Annotated in this window: 13 protein-coding genes and 1 tRNA gene; 13 read left to right on the forward strand and 1 reads right to left on the reverse strand. The window is 56.7% G+C overall.

Annotation, left to right across the window (positions count from 1 at the left end; all coding sequences use genetic code 11):
- Together carB and greA are read left to right on the forward strand one after the other, a co-directional pair.
- A partial coding sequence (gene carB / locus B3187_RS11425; protein WP_286806541.1) for a carbamoyl-phosphate synthase large subunit occupies window positions 1–3,156 on the forward strand: 3,156 nt, incomplete at its 5' end.
- A complete protein-coding gene (gene greA / locus B3187_RS11430; protein ID WP_286806542.1) occupies window positions 3,153–3,629 on the forward strand; it encodes a transcription elongation factor GreA in 477 nt (158 codons plus the stop codon). The genes carB and greA, both read left to right, overlap by 4 nt.
- A gap of 91 nt (window positions 3,630–3,720) precedes the next feature.
- On the opposite strand, the gene B3187_RS11435 is transcribed toward greA, so the two are convergent.
- On the reverse strand, window positions 3,721–4,023 hold the full coding sequence (locus B3187_RS11435) for a YhbY family RNA-binding protein (RefSeq protein ID WP_286806544.1): 303 nt from the start codon (window positions 4,021–4,023) through the stop codon (window positions 3,721–3,723).
- Window positions 4,024–4,089: 66 nt separating this feature from the next.
- On the opposite strand from B3187_RS11435, the gene rlmE reads away from it, so the two are divergent.
- The 11 genes from rlmE (at window position 4,090) to B3187_RS11490 (ending at window position 19,557) form a co-directional block, all read left to right on the forward strand.
- Window positions 4,090–4,710, forward strand: coding sequence for a 23S rRNA (uridine(2552)-2'-O)-methyltransferase RlmE (rlmE, locus tag B3187_RS11440; RefSeq protein WP_286806546.1), 621 nt, complete (start codon window positions 4,090–4,092; stop codon window positions 4,708–4,710).
- 112 nt (window positions 4,711–4,822) lie between these two features.
- Window positions 4,823–6,757, forward strand: coding sequence for an ATP-dependent zinc metalloprotease FtsH (gene ftsH, locus B3187_RS11445; protein ID WP_051174481.1), 1,935 nt, complete (start codon window positions 4,823–4,825; stop codon window positions 6,755–6,757).
- A 118-nt stretch (window positions 6,758–6,875) separates the two neighbouring features.
- Window positions 6,876–7,742 carry a dihydropteroate synthase gene (folP, locus tag B3187_RS11450; protein ID WP_286806549.1) on the forward strand — a complete coding sequence of 289 codons (867 nt, stop codon included), beginning with the start codon at window positions 6,876–6,878 and terminating at the stop codon, window positions 7,740–7,742.
- Between the two features lie 33 nt (window positions 7,743–7,775).
- Window positions 7,776–9,113 (forward strand): phosphoglucosamine mutase, encoded by a 1,338-nt coding sequence (glmM, locus tag B3187_RS11455; protein ID WP_286806550.1) that lies wholly within the window; start codon window positions 7,776–7,778, stop codon window positions 9,111–9,113.
- A gap of 93 nt (window positions 9,114–9,206) precedes the next feature.
- Window positions 9,207–10,007, forward strand: coding sequence for a triose-phosphate isomerase (gene tpiA / locus B3187_RS11460; protein ID WP_286806552.1), 801 nt, complete (start codon window positions 9,207–9,209; stop codon window positions 10,005–10,007).
- 62 nt (window positions 10,008–10,069) lie between these two features.
- Window positions 10,070–10,432: a preprotein translocase subunit SecG gene (gene secG, locus B3187_RS11465; RefSeq protein ID WP_123639006.1), complete on the forward strand. Its 363-nt coding sequence runs from the start codon at window positions 10,070–10,072 to the stop codon at window positions 10,430–10,432.
- Between the two features lie 38 nt (window positions 10,433–10,470).
- Window positions 10,471–10,555 (forward strand) — tRNA-Leu (locus B3187_RS11470).
- 393 nt (window positions 10,556–10,948) lie between these two features.
- Entirely contained in the window at window positions 10,949–11,719 is a 771-nt protein-coding gene (locus B3187_RS11475) for an IclR family transcriptional regulator (protein ID WP_286806553.1), read from the forward strand.
- A 295-nt stretch (window positions 11,720–12,014) separates the two neighbouring features.
- Complete coding sequence (locus tag B3187_RS11480; RefSeq protein WP_286806554.1) at window positions 12,015–14,735, forward strand: TonB-dependent receptor; 2,721 nt, start codon at window positions 12,015–12,017, stop codon at window positions 14,733–14,735.
- 101 nt (window positions 14,736–14,836) lie between these two features.
- Window positions 14,837–17,692: a hypothetical protein gene (locus tag B3187_RS11485; protein WP_286806555.1), complete on the forward strand. Its 2,856-nt coding sequence runs from the start codon at window positions 14,837–14,839 to the stop codon at window positions 17,690–17,692.
- 278 nt (window positions 17,693–17,970) lie between these two features.
- Window positions 17,971–19,557, forward strand: a complete 1,587-nt coding sequence (locus B3187_RS11490; RefSeq protein ID WP_286806595.1) for a sodium:solute symporter family protein — start codon at window positions 17,971–17,973, stop codon at window positions 19,555–19,557.
- Window positions 19,558–19,595 lie beyond the last annotated feature (38 nt).

A 19,595-nucleotide genomic window follows, 5' to 3' on the forward strand; every position in this document is an offset into this window, starting at 1 on the left:
GCCTGCGAGTTCGACTATTCCGGTGCCCAGGCGTGCAAGGCGCTGAAGGAAGAAGGCTTCCGCGTCATCCTGGTGAACTCCAACCCGGCCACCATCATGACCGACCCGGCCATGGCGGATGCCACTTACATCGAGCCCATCGAATGGCGCACGGTGGAACAGATCATCGAGAAAGAAAAGCCGGATGTGGTGCTGCCCACCATGGGTGGCCAGACCGCGCTCAACTGTGCCCTGGATCTGGCCAAGCACGGCGTGCTGGAAAAGTACGGCGTCGAGCTGATCGGCGCCAACGAAGACGCCATCAACATGGCGGAAGACCGGGATCTGTTTGATCAGGCCATGAAGCGCATCGGTCTGGAGTGCGCCCGCGCCAAGATCGTCCACTCCATGGATGAAGCCCTGGAAGTGCCCAAAGAGTTCGGTTTCCCCTGCATCATCCGTCCGTCTTTCACCATGGGTGGCTCCGGTGGTGGTATCGCGTACAACTGGGAAGAGTTTGAGGAAATCTGTACTCGCGGCCTGGACCTCTCGCCGGTCAATGAGCTGCTGATCGATGAATCCCTGCTCGGCTGGAAAGAGTACGAGATGGAGGTGGTTCGGGACAAAAGCGACAACTGCATCATTGTCTGTTCCATCGAAAACTTTGACCCCATGGGTGTGCACACCGGTGACTCCATCACCGTGGCCCCGGCTCAGACCCTGACCGACAAGGAATATCAGATCATGCGTAACGCCTCCCTGGCGGTGTTGCGTGAGATCGGGGTAGAAACCGGCGGCTCCAATGTGCAGTTCGCGGTCAATCCGGACGATGGCCGGATGGTGGTGATCGAGATGAACCCCCGGGTATCCCGATCTTCCGCGCTGGCCTCCAAGGCGACCGGTTTTCCGATCGCCAAGATCGCGGCGAAGCTGGCGGTGGGTTACACCCTGGATGAACTGCAGAATGAAATTACCGGCGGTGCTACTCCGGCCTCGTTCGAGCCGACCATCGATTACGTGGTCACCAAAATTCCGCGTTTTACCTTTGAGAAGTTCGGAGACGCCGATGCCCGTCTGACTACCCAGATGAAATCCGTGGGGGAGGTGATGGCCATTGGCCGGACCTTCCAGGAATCCCTGCAGAAAGCCCTGCGCGGTCTGGAAGTGGGCTCGGCCGGCTTCGAATCCAAGGTGGACCTGAAGGATAACGATACCCCGGCGCGTCTGCGTCGTGAGCTGAACACCCCCGGGGCCGAACGCATCTGGTATCTCGGCGATGCCTTCCGTCTGGGAATGAGTGTCGAGGAAGCCTTCGAGGCGTCGAAAATTGATCCCTGGTTCCTGGTCCAGGTGAAAGACCTGATCGACAGTGAACAGGCGCTGGACGGTAAAACCGTACAGGACCTGAACGCCGAGCTGCTGTTCCGCCTCAAGCGCAAAGGGTTCTCGGACAAGCGACTGGCCAAGCTGCTCGGCACCAGCGAGCAGGCGGTGCGTCAGCATCGTCACCAGTTGAACATCCGCCCGGCGTTCAAGCGTGTGGATACCTGTGCCGCCGAGTTCGCCACCTCCACCGCTTACATGTACTCCACGTACGAAGAAGAGTGCGAGGCCAACCCGAGCGACAAGGACAAGATTCTGGTGATCGGTGGCGGCCCCAACCGTATCGGCCAGGGCATCGAATTCGATTACTGCTGTGTGCATGCCGCCTTCGCCATGCGCGATGAGGGCTACGAGACCATCATGGTCAACTGTAACCCGGAAACCGTGTCCACCGATTATGACACCTCCGATCGCCTGTTCTTCGAGCCGGTGACCCTGGAAGATGTGCTGGAAATCGTGCACAAAGAAAAACCCAAGGGTGTGATTGTGCAGTTCGGTGGCCAGACGCCGCTGAAACTTGCCCGCGCCCTGGAAGCCGAAGGTGTGCCGATCATCGGTACCACCCCGGATGCGATTGACCGCGCCGAGGACCGTGAGCGCTTCCAGCAGATGATCAACAAGCTGGGCCTCAAGCAGCCGCCCAACGCCATTGTGCGTTCGTTTGAAGAGGCGCTACAGGCCGCCAAAGAAGTGGGCTACCCATTGGTGGTGCGTCCCTCTTACGTGCTCGGTGGACGGGCGATGGAAATCGTCTATAAGGAAGATGAGCTACGCGGCTACATGAATACCGCGGTAGAGGTTTCCGAAGATGCGCCGGTACTGCTGGATCACTTCCTGAGTGCCGCGATTGAAGTGGATGTGGATGCGGTCTGCGATGGTGAGCAGGTGGTCATCGGCGGGATCATGCAGCACATCGAGCAGTGTGGCGTTCACTCCGGTGATTCGGCCTGCTCCTTGCCGCCTTACTCGCTGCCGAAAGACGTACAGAACCTGATGCGTGAGCAGATCAAGGCCATGGCGTTGGAGCTGGGTGTCGTGGGTCTGATGAACACCCAGTTGGCCTATCAGGACGGCGAAATTTATGTGATCGAGGTGAACCCGCGGGCCTCGCGCACCGTGCCGTTTGTGTCCAAGTGCATTGGCGTGTCCCTGGCCAAGGTGGCGGCGCGCTGTCAGGCTGGCATCAGCCTGAAAGAGCAGGGTTTCACCCAGGAAATCGTGCCGGATTACTACAGCGTGAAAGAAGCGGTGTTCCCGTTCAACAAATTCCCGGCGGTAGACCCGATCCTGGGGCCGGAAATGAAATCCACCGGTGAAGTGATGGGGGTGGGTGACACCTTCGGTGAGGCCTTTGCCAAGGCTCAGCTCGGCGCTGGCAGCAAGCTGCCCACCACGGGCACGGCGTTCATCAGCGTACGCGATGTCGACAAGCCCGGTGTGGTCGTGGTCGGTAAGGAGCTGAACAGTCTCGGTTTCAAACTGGTGGCCACTCGTGGCACGGCTGCGGTATTAAAGGAGGCCGGGCTCGAAGTGGACGTTGTCAACAAAGTGGCCGAGGGTCGCCCGCATATTGTGGACATGATCAAGAACAGTCAGATCAACCTGATTGTGAACACCACTGAAGGGCGGCAGGCGACCCGCGACTCGGCCTCGATTCGTCGCAGTGCGGAAAATCATCGGGTGTACTACACCACCACTCTGGCCGCTGGCGAGGCGGTGTGTATGGCACTGCGGTTTGGTCAATTTACACAAGTGCGGCGCCTGCAGGAGCTGCACGGGAGGATCGGTGCATGAGCAAGGTACCCATGACAGTGGAAGGCGCAGAAGCTCTGCGCGAAGAGTTACACGACCTGAAGAAAGTCCAGCGCCCGCGCATCAGCCAGGCGATTGCCGAGGCGCGCGAGCATGGTGACCTGAAAGAGAACGCCGAGTACCACGCCGCGCGGGAGCAGCAGAGCTTCTGCGAAGGCCGGATTCAGGAAATCGAAGGCAAGTTGGCCAATGCCCAGGTCATTGACGTCAAGACGATTCCGCCCAGCGGCAAGGTGATTTTCGGCACGACTGTGACCATCATCAACTGCGAGACCGAGCAGGAAGTAACCTATCGAATCGTGGGCGATGACGAGGCGGATGTGAAAGCCAACAAGATTTCCGTCAATTCACCCATCGCCCGGGCCTTGATCGGCAAGGAAGAGGGGGATGTGGTCGAGGTGAAAACCCCCGGCGGTGAAGTCGAGTACGAAATCGACAAGGTGGAGCATATTTAAGTTTTGGTAATTTCGGGTCGCTCCGAAGGTTGCGTAGGGCGGATAAGGCCAAAGGCCGCATCCGCCGTAACCCAACCCCGACGCCGTGAACTCACCGCAACAAATTCGACAATTTCGGATTCGGCTTCGGATTCGCCCGGTACAGCAGCGCCATCTTGCCCACCTGCTGAACCAGCTCCACACCGGGCATGGCCGCCAGCTCATCAAGCAGCAGCTTGCGGTCGTCCCGCTCGGCCACGGCAATCTTGACCTTGATCAGCTCATGATCATCCAACGCCCGGTTCAGCTCGGCGCGGACCCCGTCGCTCAGGCCGTTGTCGCCCAGGGTGACAATTGGCTTCAGGTTGTGCCCCAGGGCACGGAATTGTTTCTTGCGGTCGGCGCTTAGCGGCATGACAATACCTTCAAATCGTTTGGGTGAAAAAGCCTCTCATTGTAACGCATCTCTCCCGGAATCATCATGGCCAGATCCAAAAGCAGCAACCGTTGGCTGGACGAGCACTTCAGCGACCCTTACGTCAAACAGTCCCAGAAGGACGGCTATCGCTCCCGCGCCAGCTATAAGCTGATCGAGCTAGACAAGAAGGACAAACTGTTCAAGCCCGGGATGAGCGTGGTCGACCTGGGGTCGGCGCCGGGTGGTTGGTCTCAGGTGGCCGCCGATCGGGTGGGCGACAAGGGCATGGTGCTGGCGTCGGACATTCTGCCCATGGACAGCATTGCCGGGGTCGAGTTTATCCAGGGTGACTTTACCGAGGAAGCGGTGCTGGAGCAGCTGCTGGCCGCGCTCGGTGGGCAGAAGGCGGACCTTGTAATCTCCGATATGGCCCCCAACATGAGTGGTATGAATGCCGTTGACCAGCCCGCCGCCATCTATCTGGTGGAGCTGGCACTGGATATGGCCCGGCAGGTGTTGAAACCTGGCGGGCATTTTGTTGCCAAAGTGTTCCACGGCGAGGGCTTTGACCCCCTGCTGCAGGACACGCGCGACGCCTTTACCAAGGTGGCAGTGCGCAAACCCGACGCCTCCCGGGCCCGCTCCCGGGAGGTGTATCTGGTCGCCCGGGGCTTCAAAGGTTGAGGCCCCGGCTGATCTATTGCCTCATAGGGTGCGTTTATTGGTATTGATGCGCTTATGGGCTCTATACTGTCACTGATTTGTTGTACAAAACGAGGGTATCTCCTTGAACGACATGACCAAAAATCTCATCCTGTGGCTGATCATCGCCGCCGTGCTGTTCACGGTGTTCCAGGGATTCAATCAGCCCGCCAGTAGCGAGACCCTCAGCTACTCGGACTTCGTGCGCTCGGTCAAGAGCGAGCAGGTCCGGGAAGTCACCCTGCAGGGCCTGAAGGTCCAGGGCACCTATTCTGACGGCAGCACCTTCCAGACCACGCTGCCCCAGATTGGCGACCCCAAACTGATGGACGACCTGCTGAACTCCAACGTGACGGTGCGTAACAAGGAGCCGGAGCGCCCCAGCCTGTGGCATCAGCTGTTAGTGGCCAGTTTCCCGATTCTGATCATCATTGCCGTATTCCTGTTCTTCATGCGCCAGATGCAAGGGGGCATGGGGGGCGGCAAAGGCGGCCCCATGAGCTTTGGCAAGAGCAAAGCCAAGCTGCTCGGCGAAGACCAGGTCAAAACCACCTTTTCCGATGTGGCCGGGGTGGATGAAGCCAAAGAAGAAGTCAGCGAGCTGGTGGAATACCTGCGCGATCCCTCCAAATTCCAGCGCCTGGGTGGCCAGATCCCCCGGGGTGTACTGATGGCGGGCCCGCCCGGTACCGGTAAGACGCTGCTGGCCAAGGCCATTGCCGGTGAGGCAAAAGTGCCTTTCTTCTCGATTTCCGGTTCGGATTTCGTCGAAATGTTCGTCGGTGTGGGTGCGTCTCGGGTCCGCGACATGTTCGACCAGGCCAAGAAGCAGGCGCCCTGCATCATCTTTATTGATGAGATTGATGCCGTTGGTCGTCATCGTGGCGGTGGCCACGGCGGCGGTCACGACGAGCGCGAACAGACTCTGAACCAGTTGCTGGTGGAAATGGACGGTTTTGAAGGCAATGAAGGCGTGATCGTCATCGCCGCCACCAACCGTCCGGACGTGCTCGACAAAGCCCTGCTGCGCCCGGGCCGTTTCGACCGCCAGGTGGTCGTCGGCCTGCCGGATATCCGCGGCCGCGAGCAGATCCTGAAAGTGCATATGCGCAAAGTCCCCATCGATGAGCGTGTCGAGGCCAATGTGATCGCCCGAGGCACCCCCGGTTTCTCCGGTGCGGACCTGGCCAACCTGGTGAACGAGGCGGCCCTGTTCGCGGCCCGTGGCAATAAGCGCCTGGTGACCATGGAGGAGTTTGAGAAAGCGCGTGACAAGATCATGATGGGCGCCGAGCGTCGCTCCATGGTGATGAGCGAGAAAGAAAAGGAAAACACCGCCTACCACGAAGCGGGCCATGCCATTGTGGGCAAGATCGTGCCCGAGCACGATCCCATCCACAAAGTGACCATCATTCCCCGTGGCCGGGCCCTGGGTGTCACCCAGTTCCTGCCCGAGGGCGACAAGTACAGCATGAGCCGCCGGGCCATTGAGTCCAGCATCTGCACCCTGTTTGGTGGCCGGATTGCCGAAGATATGACTCTGGGCGCCGAAGGCATCACCACCGGCGCGTCCAACGATATTGAGCGGGCCACCGAGCTGGCACGCAATATGGTGACCAAGTGGGGTCTGTCGGAAAAGCTCGGTCCTCTGCACTACGGTGAGGACGAAGGCATGATGCCGGGCACCGGCTCGGCCAACTACTCCGGCGAAACCTCCAAGATGATTGACCAGGAAGTCCGCCGAATCATTGATGAGTGCTACAAGCGCGCCGAGCAGATTCTGCATGACAACCGGGATATCCTGGAGGCGATGAAAGACGCGCTGATGGAGTATGAGACCATCGACTCCGAGCAGGTCGACGACCTGATGGCTCGCCGCAAGGTGCGTCCGCCGCGCGACTGGCACGACGACGATTTCAATGGCCACCTCAAAGGCAAGGGTGGCGAAGCCGATGGCAAGTCAGACGGCAAAGGCGCCGAGGGTGAAGGCAAAGACAAGCCCATCGGTGGTCCCGCCGAAGACCACTGACCGCTCCCGGCGGCATTGAGTCATCAGTCTGTTATAATCCCCGGCCATTGCGCCGGGGATTTGTTTTTCCCCGCCCGCTCAACACCCAATATCGCCCAACCAGTTGGAATCACCGCCCATGCGTTTTGGCGCCCACAGTCTGGACCTATCCCGACCCTGTCTGATGGGGGTTCTCAATACCACGCCGGACTCTTTCTCTGATGGTGGAAGTTACTATCAGGCGGGCCAGCTGTCGCTGGACCTGGCCCGACGGCGAGCCCAGCAGATGCTGGATGAAGGCGCCGAGATCATCGACGTAGGAGGGGAATCGACCCGCCCGGGGTCAACGCCGGTCAGTGAACAGGAAGAGCTGGACCGGGTGATTCCGGTCGTGGAAGCGGTGGCCGGTGAACTGGGCGCCCTGGTGTCGGTCGATACCAGTAACCCAGCGGTCATTCGTGAATCGGCCCGAGCGGGTGCCGGGCTGATCAATGATGTGCGCGCATTGCAGCGCGAGGGTGCTCTGGCCGCCGCCGCCGACACCGGGCTGCCGGTGTGCCTGATGCATATGCAGGGCACTCCCGAGACCATGCAAGAGCGACCCCAATACCAGGACCCGGTGGAAGAGGTTAAAGACTTTCTCCTCCAGCGGGTGTCCGCCTGCAAGGCTGCCGGGATCGGCGCCGAGCGGATTCTGCTCGATCCGGGGTTTGGCTTCGGAAAAACCCTGGAGCACAACCTGGCCCTGCTGCGCCGCCTGGGTGAATTCCAAGCCCTGGGGTACCCGGTGTTGGTGGGCATGTCCCGCAAGTCCATGCTGGGGCACCTTCTGGGGCGCGAAGTCAGTGAGCGCTTACCCGGCAGCCTGGCTCTGGCGATGGCCGCCGCTCAGCGCGGTGCCTGTATTATCCGGGTGCACGATGTGGCGCCCACTCATGATGTTCTGGCAGTCCTGGCGGCGCTTTCGACCGATGCGTCAGCCGCCGACTCGCCGTCTACCCATTAACCAGTAAAGCATTTGAGCGGGAGCAAGGATCCTATGGCGCGACAGTATTTTGGTACCGACGGTATTCGTGGGCAGGTCGGCGAGCCTCCCATCACGCCTGACTTCATGCTCAAACTGGGCTGGGCTGCCGGTCGGGTACTGGTGGACCGCTTCTCCGGCCCGAATATGATTCTGATTGGCAAGGACACCCGGATCTCGGGCTACATGTTTGAATCCGCCCTGCAGGCGGGGTTGATCAATGCCGGTGTGGATGTCGGCCTGCTCGGTCCCATGCCCACCCCGGGCATTGCCTACCTGACCCGGACCTTCCAGGCCCAGGCCGGTATCGTGATCAGTGCCTCCCACAACGCCTACACCGATAATGGCATCAAGTTTTTCAGTGGCAACGGCACCAAACTGCCCGATGACGTTGAGCTGGCCATCGAAGAGCAACTGAACCAGCCCATGACCACCGCAGAGCGGTTGGGCAAGGCGCGCCGTATCGAGGATGCCTCGGGCCGCTATATCGAGTTCTGCAAGGGCACCATGCCCTGGGGTTTCAGTCTGCAGGGGCTGCAGATTGTGGTGGACTGCGCCAATGGCGCCACCTACCACATTGCGCCGAGCGTGTTCAGCGAGTTGGGGGCCAAGGTGATTCCGGTCGCCACGGACCCCAATGGCACCAACATCAATCGCGGTTGTGGCTCCACCAAAACCGATCTGTTGAAAGAGAAAGTCATGGAGCTGGGGGCGGACCTCGGCATTGCCTTCGACGGCGATGGCGACCGGGTGATGTTCGTGGACCACCGGGGCGAGATTGTCGATGGCGATGAGCTGCTCTACATCATTGCCGATTACCAGCACCGTTATAGCGGTGGCTGCGACGGCGTGGCCGGCACCCTGATGAGCAACTTCGGGCTCGAGTTGGGCCTGAAGAAAATTGGCGTGCCTTTCGAGCGGGCCAAGGTGGGTGACCGCTACGTGATCGAAAAAATGCGTCAGAACGGCTGGACGCTGGGCGGCGAATCCTCGGGGCATATCGTCTGCAGCAACGTCACCACGACCGGAGACGGGATTATTTCCGCCCTGCAAGTATTGTTAGCGCTCACTACCATGGGCGAATCATTGAATAAAATCAAAAAAGGCATGAATAAAATGCCTCAGACCATGATCAACGTGCACCGCTCCCGGCAGATCGATCTGGATAAGGACGCCACCATTAAGGCGGCGGTCGCCAGCGTCGAGGACAAGCTGGCCGGCACCGGCCGGGTGCTGCTGCGCCCCTCCGGTACCGAGCCGGTGGTACGGGTCATGGTAGAAGGGGAAGACAAAGCAAAGGTCAAGGAACTGTGCCAGGAGTTGGCCGCTACGGTAGAAAAGGCTCTCAACTAGAAGAGCCGCTACACTGAAAAAGAGAGCAACACGAGACCCATCAACCAACATGAGAGAAAAGCGGGGTCAGAGCGCGATTTGGGATTGTATGTTATGCCCAACTTCGCTAACATTGGCGCCCGCTTTAAGGGGGACCCCTTGAGCGAGAGACACAGCCGCCAACGCCTGGTCGTTGGCAACTGGAAAATGAACGGCAGTCTGGCCGAGAACGCCTTACTGCTGAACGGCATTACCGCCCAGTGGCAGGGTGCGGAAAATGTGGAAACGGCCCTGTGCCCGCCCTACGTTTACCTCAGCCAAGCCGCTGAAGCACTGTCCGGAAGCCCCGTTGAACTGGGGGCACAGACGGTCAGCGAACACGCCAACGGCGCGCACACCGGGGAAGTGTCCGGTACCATGCTGGCTGATCTTGGATGCCGCTACGTGATCGTGGGTCACAATGAGCGGCGCCGGATGCAGGGTGAAACCAGCGACCAGGTCGCGGAAAAGTTTCACGCGGCTCAGCAAGCGGGCCTGATTCCCATTCTCTGTGTCGGTGAGTCCGAACAGGAACGGGATGCCGGCAAAGCGCTGGAAACCATTGGCCAACAATTGCTGGCCGTGGTCAATCGCGTTGGCCTGGAAGCATTTGCGCGTGCGGTGGTGGCCTACGAACCGGTATGGGCGGTAGGCACCGGGAAAACTGCCAGTCCCGAACAGGCGGAAGAAGTACACCGCTTTATTCGCGCCGAGTTGGGCGAACTGGGTGCTAAAACGCAGATTTTGTACGGGGGCAGCGTCAAGCCGGGCAACGCCGAGCAACTGTTCGCAATGCCGGACATTGACGGAGCCTTGCTCGGAGGCGCTTCCCTGAACGCCGACGATTTTGTCGCCATTTGCAGAGCCGCCGCCTGAGGGCGGGGCTTTGAAGCAGCGTATCGAATACGCTACGTTTTAAAGAGTAGAGACGAAACACCATGGAAACACTCGTTCTCGTTGTACACATTCTGACCGCCCTGGCCATTATCGCTCTGATCCTGCTTCAGCAGGGTAAGGGTGCGGTTGCCGGCGCCTCCTTCGGCTCCGGCGCCTCCCAGACCGTGTTCGGCAGTCAGGGCAGCGGTGGCTTTTTCACCCGCATGACCGGCATTTGCGCCGTAGTTTTCTTCGCCACCAGCTTTGGCTTGGCCATCATTGCCAAAAACAAAGCCGGCGTCGGTATCGACAGCGACATTCCGTCAGCGGTAGAACAGTCAGCCCCGGCCGCGCAAGACTCTGAAGTCCCGGCCGTGGAAGAAGAAAGCAGCGCGGACGAGGTTCCAGAAGTACCGGCTGAGTAATCAGCCGTTTAGAAAACAGTTAGTTTGACCCCTTATATGCCCAAGTGGTGGAATTGGTAGACACGCTATCTTGAGGGGGTAGTGGCGCAAGCCGTGCCGGTTCAAGTCCGGCCTTGGGCACCATACTGAAAAAGGCTCTCCGCTACGCGGAGGGCCTTTTTTTATGTGTGCCAGTCTGGACCAGGGGCCGGCGTGGGCTCGGCGCATCCGAAATGCAGGGCCGCGTTAGTGCCGCGAAGGACAGGAAGTCCGAAAGGGCCCAGGGGCTTGGCCTTCGGCCACCTTCGCCGTGCCCGTTTACTCCCGGCAAACCGGTGAGCACCATTTCGGCATCCGATACCGTCCGGTATCGTTCAAAAGCCAAGCCCTGCGGGGCTTTTTTGTTTCTTTTCATCCGTTAGCGTCCGGTAAAATCCATTGCCAGTTGAAACCCCTGGCGGTACTGTTGACGGTATAATGTCTAGAGTGCAGTCTCTTGGGGCTGATAAAACGCGTCACTCTTAGGATATCAACTTTATGACCGATCAGGATTACTTGGAGCGCAAGCTTAAATCTTATGGCACTCAACTAAACATGAGTGTTCTTGACGGCATTGAGACTTTGCAGGCGGTTGCGTCATTTGATCGTCCGGTTGGTTGTCGGGAGTTGGCCAGGTTCTTGGAGCTGGATACTACAAGGGTCAATCGTTTGCTGAGAACTCTGGCTTATGCCGGATTTGTGCGTAAAACGTCAGACCGCAAGTACACAGTCGGGCCCGCGATGCATGTGCTTGCCGCGCAGAGTTTGTTTGCTTCTCACATGGTTTCTTATGCGGTAAAGCCTCTTGAAGAGTTACGAACCTACGATATGGTGGTGGCAATGGGGGTGCTTTGGAGAGACAAAGTGACCTATGTTTATCATGCACTCCCGGGGTTGAGTTCTATAGAGGCTTTGGGGCGCCTTGGCTACTTTCCTGCAACTGCTTCAGGGGTGGGACTTTCTTTGCTGTCCCAAAAGGAAGGGGATGAGGTGACTCACCTATATCAAGGTAAAGAAATTCCAGGCTTTCCTGATGGCATAGATTCATTGCATGCGAAGCTTGAAGAAATCCGAGAGCGTGGTTATGTCAGGGTTCGAACAAGCTACCAAACCCACTTGCCTGAAGGCGCCGTGACATTGGCTTTGAATATCGGAGAGCCGGCTCATAGTGCTATTGCTTTATCAGGCGACATTCCCGAAGAACGAACTGCGGAGCTGGTGACGGCACTACGAGGAAAAGCGGCAGAAATCGAAAGTCATATACGATAACCTCCCAAGCTAACCCCCCCCATATTTCCCTCTAAATACCCATTTGCGTGCTCAGCTTGTGTTGAGAGATGTAGCTTTTTGCACGAAAAAAAAGAAGAAACTATCAAATAAGAATAATTAATAAAAATTTAATCTATATCTAATATAGATCTTATCATTGACAATGTATCTATTGTAGCTACATAATGGCCTCGAGCTGCAATATTCTGTGGCTGTTCTTCTTCCCGGTGTTTAGCATTAACGGAAGCAGCGGGACTCAATATACGAATAAAGATATGAATTAGGAGAGCCTGTTATGACGGTACAACTATTTCAAAAAAAAGTTCTAGCCCAAGTAATGAGCACAATATTGCTGGCGGGATTCGGGAGCACCTCGTTTGGGCAGCAGTCCGGCAGTACCCCCGACGATGAAAGTTCTTCAACACTACTAGAAGAGGTCGTAGTTAAAGGAATTAGGGGTAGTTTGAGTGAGAACTTGGATCGAAAAAGGGAAGCTGACACCTTCATTGACGTTATTGTGGCTGAGGATATCGGCAAGCTGCCAGATGACAATCTGGCCGAGACATTACAGCGCGTTCCCGGGATTCAGGTGGAGCGGGAAGATGGGGAGGGCGTCAATGTCACTATCCGAGGTATTCGAAACAACCGGGTGGAAGTGAATGGTCGCACCCTTTTGAGCCCGTTTGGTCGTGGAACCAATGCAGGCATTATGAATTATTTCCCCTCAGAGATTGTCGGCTCAGTCAGAACCACTAAAGTATTGACAGCCGATATGACTGACGGGGCGCTTGGCGGTACTATCGACATCAAGACCCGTAAGCCACTGGATCGAAAAGGATTTTGGGGTGGAGCTTCAGTCGAGGGAACACACTCTAGTCTGAATGACGATCAAGGGGTCAAGCTCTCGGCGCAGGCCAGTAACTCTTTCGCAAATGACACCATGGGTGTGATGTTTGGCGTAGTGCACGAGGACCGCCCGATAACCGAGGATCGTTTTTATAGCAATGGTGACTGGCGCCAGGGTCCTCCGTACTCGAATCCAGATAACAACGTACTCGATATTACCGACCCCTACTATTACCAGTACGATTTGCGATATCAGCGCAAGGAGGAAGATCGAGAAAAATCCGCCGTAAACGGCTCCTTCCAGTGGAAGCCAGCGGACAATCTCGACTTCAATGCCGATCTTCTTTATGCCGAGTACGATTACGCACGTTCACGCTCTTGGGCGGGCATTATTCTGGATAAGACGCTCGACAACTATGATCCGGGCACCATTGTGGTGGACGAAAATGATGCCCGGGTCGCCGGCACCCTGAATACCAAAGTGGAAAGCAATCACGAGCGGTATCAGGGAGCAGACAGCTTCCTGACTGGCGGTTTGAACGTGGCATGGGTGGGCGAAAGCGGCTTGGAAGTATTTGCTGAATACGCTTTCGGTGAGTCCGAAACTACTCGGGACCAGCAGTTCATCCAGTTGTATACATATGGTGAGGACGGGTCTGGAGTTCCGATAAACTTTGATATTCGAGCTACCGATATAGCCTCGGTGGAGATCCCGGATCTATCGAATCCCGATGATTTTACTGCGTCGACCTTCTACGACTCTCGAAACATTAATGAAGCATCAGAAGATTCCTTCCGGCTTGATGCAACCTATCCGATGGAAGGATTCTTCACTTCAATTAAGGCCGGCCTCCGCTACTCTTCCATTACTGCGGTTACTGCGGAGTATGGCAAGTATGGAGTCTCACCCTATGATAATGCTGAAGTCACGAGTCTTACACGCGCGGGGCTAGGAAATACGGCAGTGCCTGATGCCGACTGGCTACAGAATGCAGCAGTGACGGTAGATACGTCTGATGTGTTGTCTGGTTCTGGAGCCAACGTGCCAAATCAGATCGTTGTTGTGGATACAGATAGGATTGGCGGAGGTGGTTTTGGTTTCTCCGACGCATTCTACGACGCTCCTGTCTCACGATTTCCGAATATGGATTCTGAGGTTGAGGATTCTATCCTTTCCTATTACGCACGTGCCGATTTCGAAGCGTGGGGGTGGACAGGTAACTTCGGGGTACGCTACTCGGATACCTCCACCACGGTCAATAACTATGCTCTCGTAGGGGCTGAGTACGAGCCCTATGAAGAAGAGGGAAGCTATCAGGACTTGTTGCCAAGTTTGATAGCCAAAAGGGATTTGACGGAAGATCTTGTGCTCCGTTTGGGCGTAAGTGAATCTATTGCGCGTCCTGATACTCGAGTGTTGGGCGCCACAGGAAGGGTTAACCTGATTGAAGATGATCCCGAAACGCCTCAGGATGAATCGGAGGGGTCCTCTGCCTCACTGCCAAATCCCGACCTCAAGCCTCAGCGTGGTACGAAATACGATGCCTCGCTGGAATGGTATTTTTCCGAAAATTCGGCGTTGGCTATGGCCCTATTCTACAATTCCCTGGACCGCCAGATACTCAATGTCACAGAACCCGGAACTATTCCCGGCTATGGAGACCAGATCTTCGCAATCCGCACGCAAGTAAATGGTACAGGCGGCGAGATCAAGGGAATGGAGCTGGCCTTTCAGCATAACTTTCGGGATCTCCCTGGTTTTCTGGGGAATACGGGAACGTCCATTAACTACACATATCTTGAAAACACCACCGATGAAATTGACCCTCGCACCGGTGATCCGATTGGTCTACAGGGGGTGTCTGAGAATAGCGTTAACATTCAGCTGTATTACGAGGACGACAAGCTGAGTTCACGACTGCTGTACAACTGGCGAGATGACTATTTTGATCGTCTGGGTTTTGCAGGAGCTACCGCTATCCTTAATAAGGGCGAACCATCTCTAGATGCGTCGATCAAGTATTACCTGACAGACTCAATGTCCATGGAGTTTCAGGCGGTTAACCTACTGGATTCACCGAAGTCGGAATATGCGGGTTGGGAACAGTATGTGGCGACCTACGCTGAAACTGGTCGGCGCTATTCGCTGGGCATTAGCTTCAAGTTCTGACTCACATGAGGGGCGGTGCCGGCCTTGGGTGCCGTCTCTCAGCCTATCCCTAACCTGACTGAATTGTGACGCTATGTACGTCAATACTCAGAGGATTAATCATGCCTTTACGAAATTTCTTACTGGGCGCGCTAGGCGTCTTTGCTCTCTGCGGCTGTCAGCTTGGATCGGGGGCAAGCTCAACGGATGCGGAAAGCACCGTCGGAACTACGGTCAGTCGTGACTCGGTCACGCTACACGCCAACGATGGTCAGACTCATCAGTATGCGCTGGAATTCTATGTGTTGTACCGGGAAGACAATCCAGATATGCAGCTGCGGCCGGCCAACTTGGATCACACTCCCTACAATATACCCACCTGGCTGGCCGTGGATCGCGCCGAAGCCGATCTGGAAGCCGTGGAGCGTGATGCCGCGACCGCTGGCGATGGTTTCGACGCGTCGATCCTGGAAGGCTCTGCCGAGGCGCGCACAGCCAACTATTTTGCCAGTGGTCGAGTGATCGCGGTCAAACCGGATTCCGTGGAGCGCGTGGGCAACACCTTGCATCTGAGCTTTGCGGACCGCGAAGAATTCTCCCTGAAAGCCGAATTGACGCTGGAGAGTGCGTATCCCTCATTGTCATTCACGCTGCAACCAAAAGAAGCCGGCTTCTTCTCCGTCGGTTTTATGGGGGCGCCCGCCTTTCCCGCAGAGCGTACAGAAGAAATCTGGCAACCCCTGATCTGGCAGGAAAAATCCTTTCCGGATCGCTCCTATCTGACGCTCGCTTACCGCGCGCCTTTGCCTACTACGCTGGTGCGTGCAGACGGTGTGAACTATGGTGTGGTGGCCGATCCGAAAGAGTTTCCATTCGACCCGCTGCCCCTGGCCGATAATAGCCGCTTTGGTGTGGCCTTGCGCAACCCCAACGGCGATGCTCAGCCGATGTTGTTCTCTCCGGTGTTGGGTGGCTTTGAATCAGAAATGAAACCGGGTGATCGCTACTCCTTCACCTCGCACCTGATCGCGGAAAAGGCGGAGTCCATTACGGGCACCTATGAATCGATCGCTCGTCAGCTGTATGACTTCCGTGACCACCGGAAGAACGGCATTGCCTCATTGAACACCACGTTCCAGAACATCGTGGATTACTCTCTGACCGATTACGCGTGGTTTGAAGAAGAGCTGAAAGGTTCAGCGTACTCCACGGACGTACCAGGTGCCGTTAAAAACGTCACCAGCCTGAATGCGTTGGAATTGGCTCTGGTCACCGATAACCGGGCGATGTTTGAAGACCGTGCCTACCCGACGCTAGAGTATATGCTTTCGCGGGAAAAATTCCTTTTCAGTCTGGACCCGAAGCAGAAAATCCAGAACCCGTCGCGCAACATGTTCGGCCCGATTGCGCCGATTTCCGAACTGAGCGCTTTACACAATATTTTGGGCGGCGCCAATGATTTCTTTATAAAGCTGGCCGAGGAAGAGTACAACAGTACGCGCATTCGCAACCTGGACGTTGAAGAGAATGGCGATACCTGGTGGAACTCGCTGTGGCTGTATAAAGCCAGCGGGGATGAAACGTATCTGAATCGTGCGGTGGAAGGCGCTGATGCCTATCTGGCCTCGCGTGTTGGAAAGGGGGCCAGCGAACCGGCCGGCTTCTTCTGGACCCAGTTTACTCCGCGCTTTATCGAGCTTTCAGAGTTGTACGAAGTTACCGGTGAACAGCGTTACCTGGATGCGGCGCACGAAGTCGCCCGGCACTACACCATGTTCACCTGGATGGCTCCGAAAATTCCAGATCAGAAAGTTCTCGTGAATGAAGATGGAAAGGCGCCAATTTACTGGTACCTTAAGTCCAAAGGCCACCAGCAAATGTACACCGATGAAGAAGCGGTGGACGCCTGGCTGTTATCGGAAATCGGTCTGACGGCTGAGTCGTCCGGCACTTCATCGGGGCATCGTGCGATCTTTATGGCCAACTACGCCCCCTGGCTATTGCGCATTGGCTATTACGCGGACGACACCTTTTTGCAGGAAGTGGCCAAGGCCGCCATCATCGGACGCTATGAAAACTTTCCGGGTTATCACATCAACACCGCGCGGACCAACATCTATATGAAAGAGTCCTACCCGATGCATCCGTTCAAGGAGCTGAGTGTCAACTCGTTCCACTTCAACCACATTCTTCCGATGGCCTCCATGTTGTTGGATTACCTAGTCACGGATGTGTTTGTGCGCACCGACGGTCAAGTGAACTTTCCCTCTGAGTACATCGAGGGTTATGCCTATCTGCAAAACAAGTTCTATGGTCACGCGCCGGGCTCATTCTATGGTGAAGAGGGTGTGAACCTCTGGATGCCGAAAGGACTGCTGGCTATCGATGATATTGAACTTAATTACATCAGCGGCTTTAAAGACAACTCACTGTACATCGCCTTTACCAACCAGTCCGACCAAACCGTCTCTGCGCGGGTGCAATTGAACGAAGCCCTGGTGGACACAGCCGACTCGCTCTCAGTGACCCGCTGGCGCGAGAACCGCCTGGTCGGAACCGATTCGGTCAGTGGTGATGCGCTGAAGGTGCAGGTAGCGCCCCACGGAGTCACGGTGGTGAAAGTGGACGGGGCTACGGCGATAACCGCCTTCCGTCAAAACTTCACCGGCCAACCCGAGATCGCGCAGAACGACTATCAGGAGCTTGACGTGGGTAACGCCCGAGCCATGTTGATTCAACTGGGAGGTTACGGCGAGCGCGCTTATATCTACTTGAGAGATGACGACAACAAGGTCGCGTCCGCCACCTTGCGCTATACCGACACGCAGGGTCGTGAGCGCTCCGTGACGGATGATGAATTCCCCTATGAGTTCACGGTGGAGCTGCCGTCCGAAGCGTCCGGTCTAACGTTCGAGCTGGAGACGCGCGGGGTGGACGGTCGCGCGCGACAAAGCGACCCGGTCACGCTGGGACACTGAGAGCAGGAGCTTTTACGGGGAGCTTCGAGCTCCCCCTTTTTTGCCTCTGTTGAGCCCCTGGCAGGGTAAGAAAAGACAATATCCTGCTTTACAAATATCTTTAATAGATACATAATTGTTGGGTGGGTGCTGCGCTTTCCAAGTGCCATTCACTGGTGATTTCACAATAACGAGTGGCGGGAGACGCGAGTGTGAACAGCTTTGATTACGGTGTGGCGCTTCTATTTTCGCTTTTGGTGCTGGCCCTCGGGATGATGTTTTCCAGAAGCGGCAAGAACATGAAGTCCTTTTTCGCAGCGGGGGGTGCCGTACCCTGGTGGGTCAGCGGCCTCTCCCTGTTTATGAGTTTCTTTTCGGTGGGCACCTTTGTGGTGTGGGGTTCTATCGCTTACGCCGACGGTTTTGTGTCGGTCATGATTCAGTCCACCATGGCGATATCCGGCCTGGTCATCGCTCTGGTCGTTGCGCCCGCGTGGAATAAAACCCGCTCCCTGACGGTGGCGGAATTTATCTCCCGCCGATTGGGCGACAGTGTGCAGCGGAAATTTTCGGCCTTGTTTTTACTGATCAACCTGTTCACGGCGGGCGCGTTTCTGTACCCGGTGGGGAAAATTATTGAAGTGACCACAGGACTGCCGTTGGAACTTGCCATTCTGGCGCTGGGCATTTTCATCATCGCCTACACCGCCGTGGGCGGGCTCTGGGCGGTACTGGTGACGGATGTCCTTCAGTTCACTGTGCTCAGCGCGGCCGTAGTGATCGTCGTTCCGTTGTCTCTCGGGGCGGTCGGCGGCATGTCTGGATTTCTGGACAAAGTGCCCGAGGGCTTTATGGCGCTGCACAACGACGAATACAACCTGATTTTTCTCGCGGCTTTCACGGTGTACAACATTGTGTTTATTGGAGGGAACTGGGCATACGTGCAGCGCTACACCAGCGTATCCAGCCCGCGCGATGCGCGCAAAGTGGGCTGGCTTTTCGGCGGGCTCTATTTATTGGCGCCGGTGGTCTGGATGATCCCGCCAATGGTTTACCGCGTTCTGGACCCCTCTCTGGCGGGTACCCAGGCGGAGGATGCGTACTTATTAATGAGCCAGAAAGTGGTGCCCGCCGGATTGCTGGGGCTGATTCTCGGCGCCATGATTTTCGCGACTGCCAGCTCGGTGAATACCACCATCAACATTGCGGCGGGCGTGTGGACGAACGATATTTATCGCCATTTCAAAAAGCAGACCAGTGAACGGGAAGTCATGCTGATGGCCCGTCTCTCAACGTTGGTGTTTGGCTGCATGGCCATTACCGTCGCGCTGCTGGTTCAGAGCATGGGCGGCATTGTGTCGGTTGTCCTGAGTGTGGCGGCTTTAACCGGGGCGGCGATTTACCTGCCGCCGATCTGGGCCATTTTCTCCCGCCGGCAAACGGGGTTTAGCATTTTAACAACTACCATAGGCAGCCTGACCATCAATCTCTTTCTTAAATTTGGTTGGCCGTGGCTCGGCGGTGACGCGTTAACCCGGTCGGCCGAAATGCTGGTGGGCGTATCGGTGCCGGTCGCGTTTCTTCTGGGTTTTGAGGGGTGGTACGCCTGGCGCAAGACCCCGAATCCGACCTGTGAGGCGTACCTCGAATATCGCGCGGGACAAAGCGCGAGCACCGAAGGCGACGCGACTTCGGTGGAGGCCAACCGTTATGCCGTTCGAATACTGCTGGCGGGCGTGGCCATGATTGGGCTGCTGATCGCTGCACTCGGTGTGTTGGCAGAGTCCGCTAGGCTGGCGACGCTGTTGGTCGGCGTAGTGATTTTTGTACCGGCGCTATGGGGTCTGAAGCCGTTGCAGTGGTTCTCAAAGAAAAGTAGAACGTAAAAGCGAGCCGTCGCTTGCTCGTCAACGGGCTGGGCAAT

This window comes from Marinimicrobium sp. UBA4209, assembly GCF_002381585.1.
Lineage (GTDB): Bacteria > Pseudomonadota > Gammaproteobacteria > Pseudomonadales > Cellvibrionaceae > Marinimicrobium > Marinimicrobium koreense.

Bases quoted from the DNA above. Each gene is read 5' to 3' on its own strand.
- B3187_RS11485 (WP_286806555.1), top strand. From the start codon at position 14,837: ATGCCTTTACGAAATTTCTTACTGGGCGCGCTAGGCGTCTTTGCTCTC.
- rlmE (WP_286806546.1), top strand. From the start codon at position 4,090: ATGGCCAGATCCAAAAGCAGCAACCGTTGGCTGGACGAGCACTTCAGC.
- greA (WP_286806542.1), top strand. From the start codon at position 3,153: ATGAGCAAGGTACCCATGACAGTGGAAGGCGCAGAAGCTCTGCGCGAA.
- secG (WP_123639006.1), top strand. From the start codon at position 10,070: ATGGAAACACTCGTTCTCGTTGTACACATTCTGACCGCCCTGGCCATT.
- B3187_RS11480 (WP_286806554.1), top strand. From the start codon at position 12,015: ATGACGGTACAACTATTTCAAAAAAAAGTTCTAGCCCAAGTAATGAGC.
- glmM (WP_286806550.1), top strand. From the start codon at position 7,776: ATGGCGCGACAGTATTTTGGTACCGACGGTATTCGTGGGCAGGTCGGC.
- tpiA (WP_286806552.1), top strand. From the start codon at position 9,207: ATGCCCAACTTCGCTAACATTGGCGCCCGCTTTAAGGGGGACCCCTTG.
- ftsH (WP_051174481.1), top strand. From the start codon at position 4,823: ATGACCAAAAATCTCATCCTGTGGCTGATCATCGCCGCCGTGCTGTTC.
- B3187_RS11435 (WP_286806544.1), bottom strand. From the start codon at position 4,023: ATGCCGCTAAGCGCCGACCGCAAGAAACAATTCCGTGCCCTGGGGCAC.
- B3187_RS11490 (WP_286806595.1), top strand. From the start codon at position 17,971: ATGAAGTCCTTTTTCGCAGCGGGGGGTGCCGTACCCTGGTGGGTCAGC.
- B3187_RS11475 (WP_286806553.1), top strand. From the start codon at position 10,949: ATGACCGATCAGGATTACTTGGAGCGCAAGCTTAAATCTTATGGCACT.
- folP (WP_286806549.1), top strand. From the start codon at position 6,876: ATGCGTTTTGGCGCCCACAGTCTGGACCTATCCCGACCCTGTCTGATG.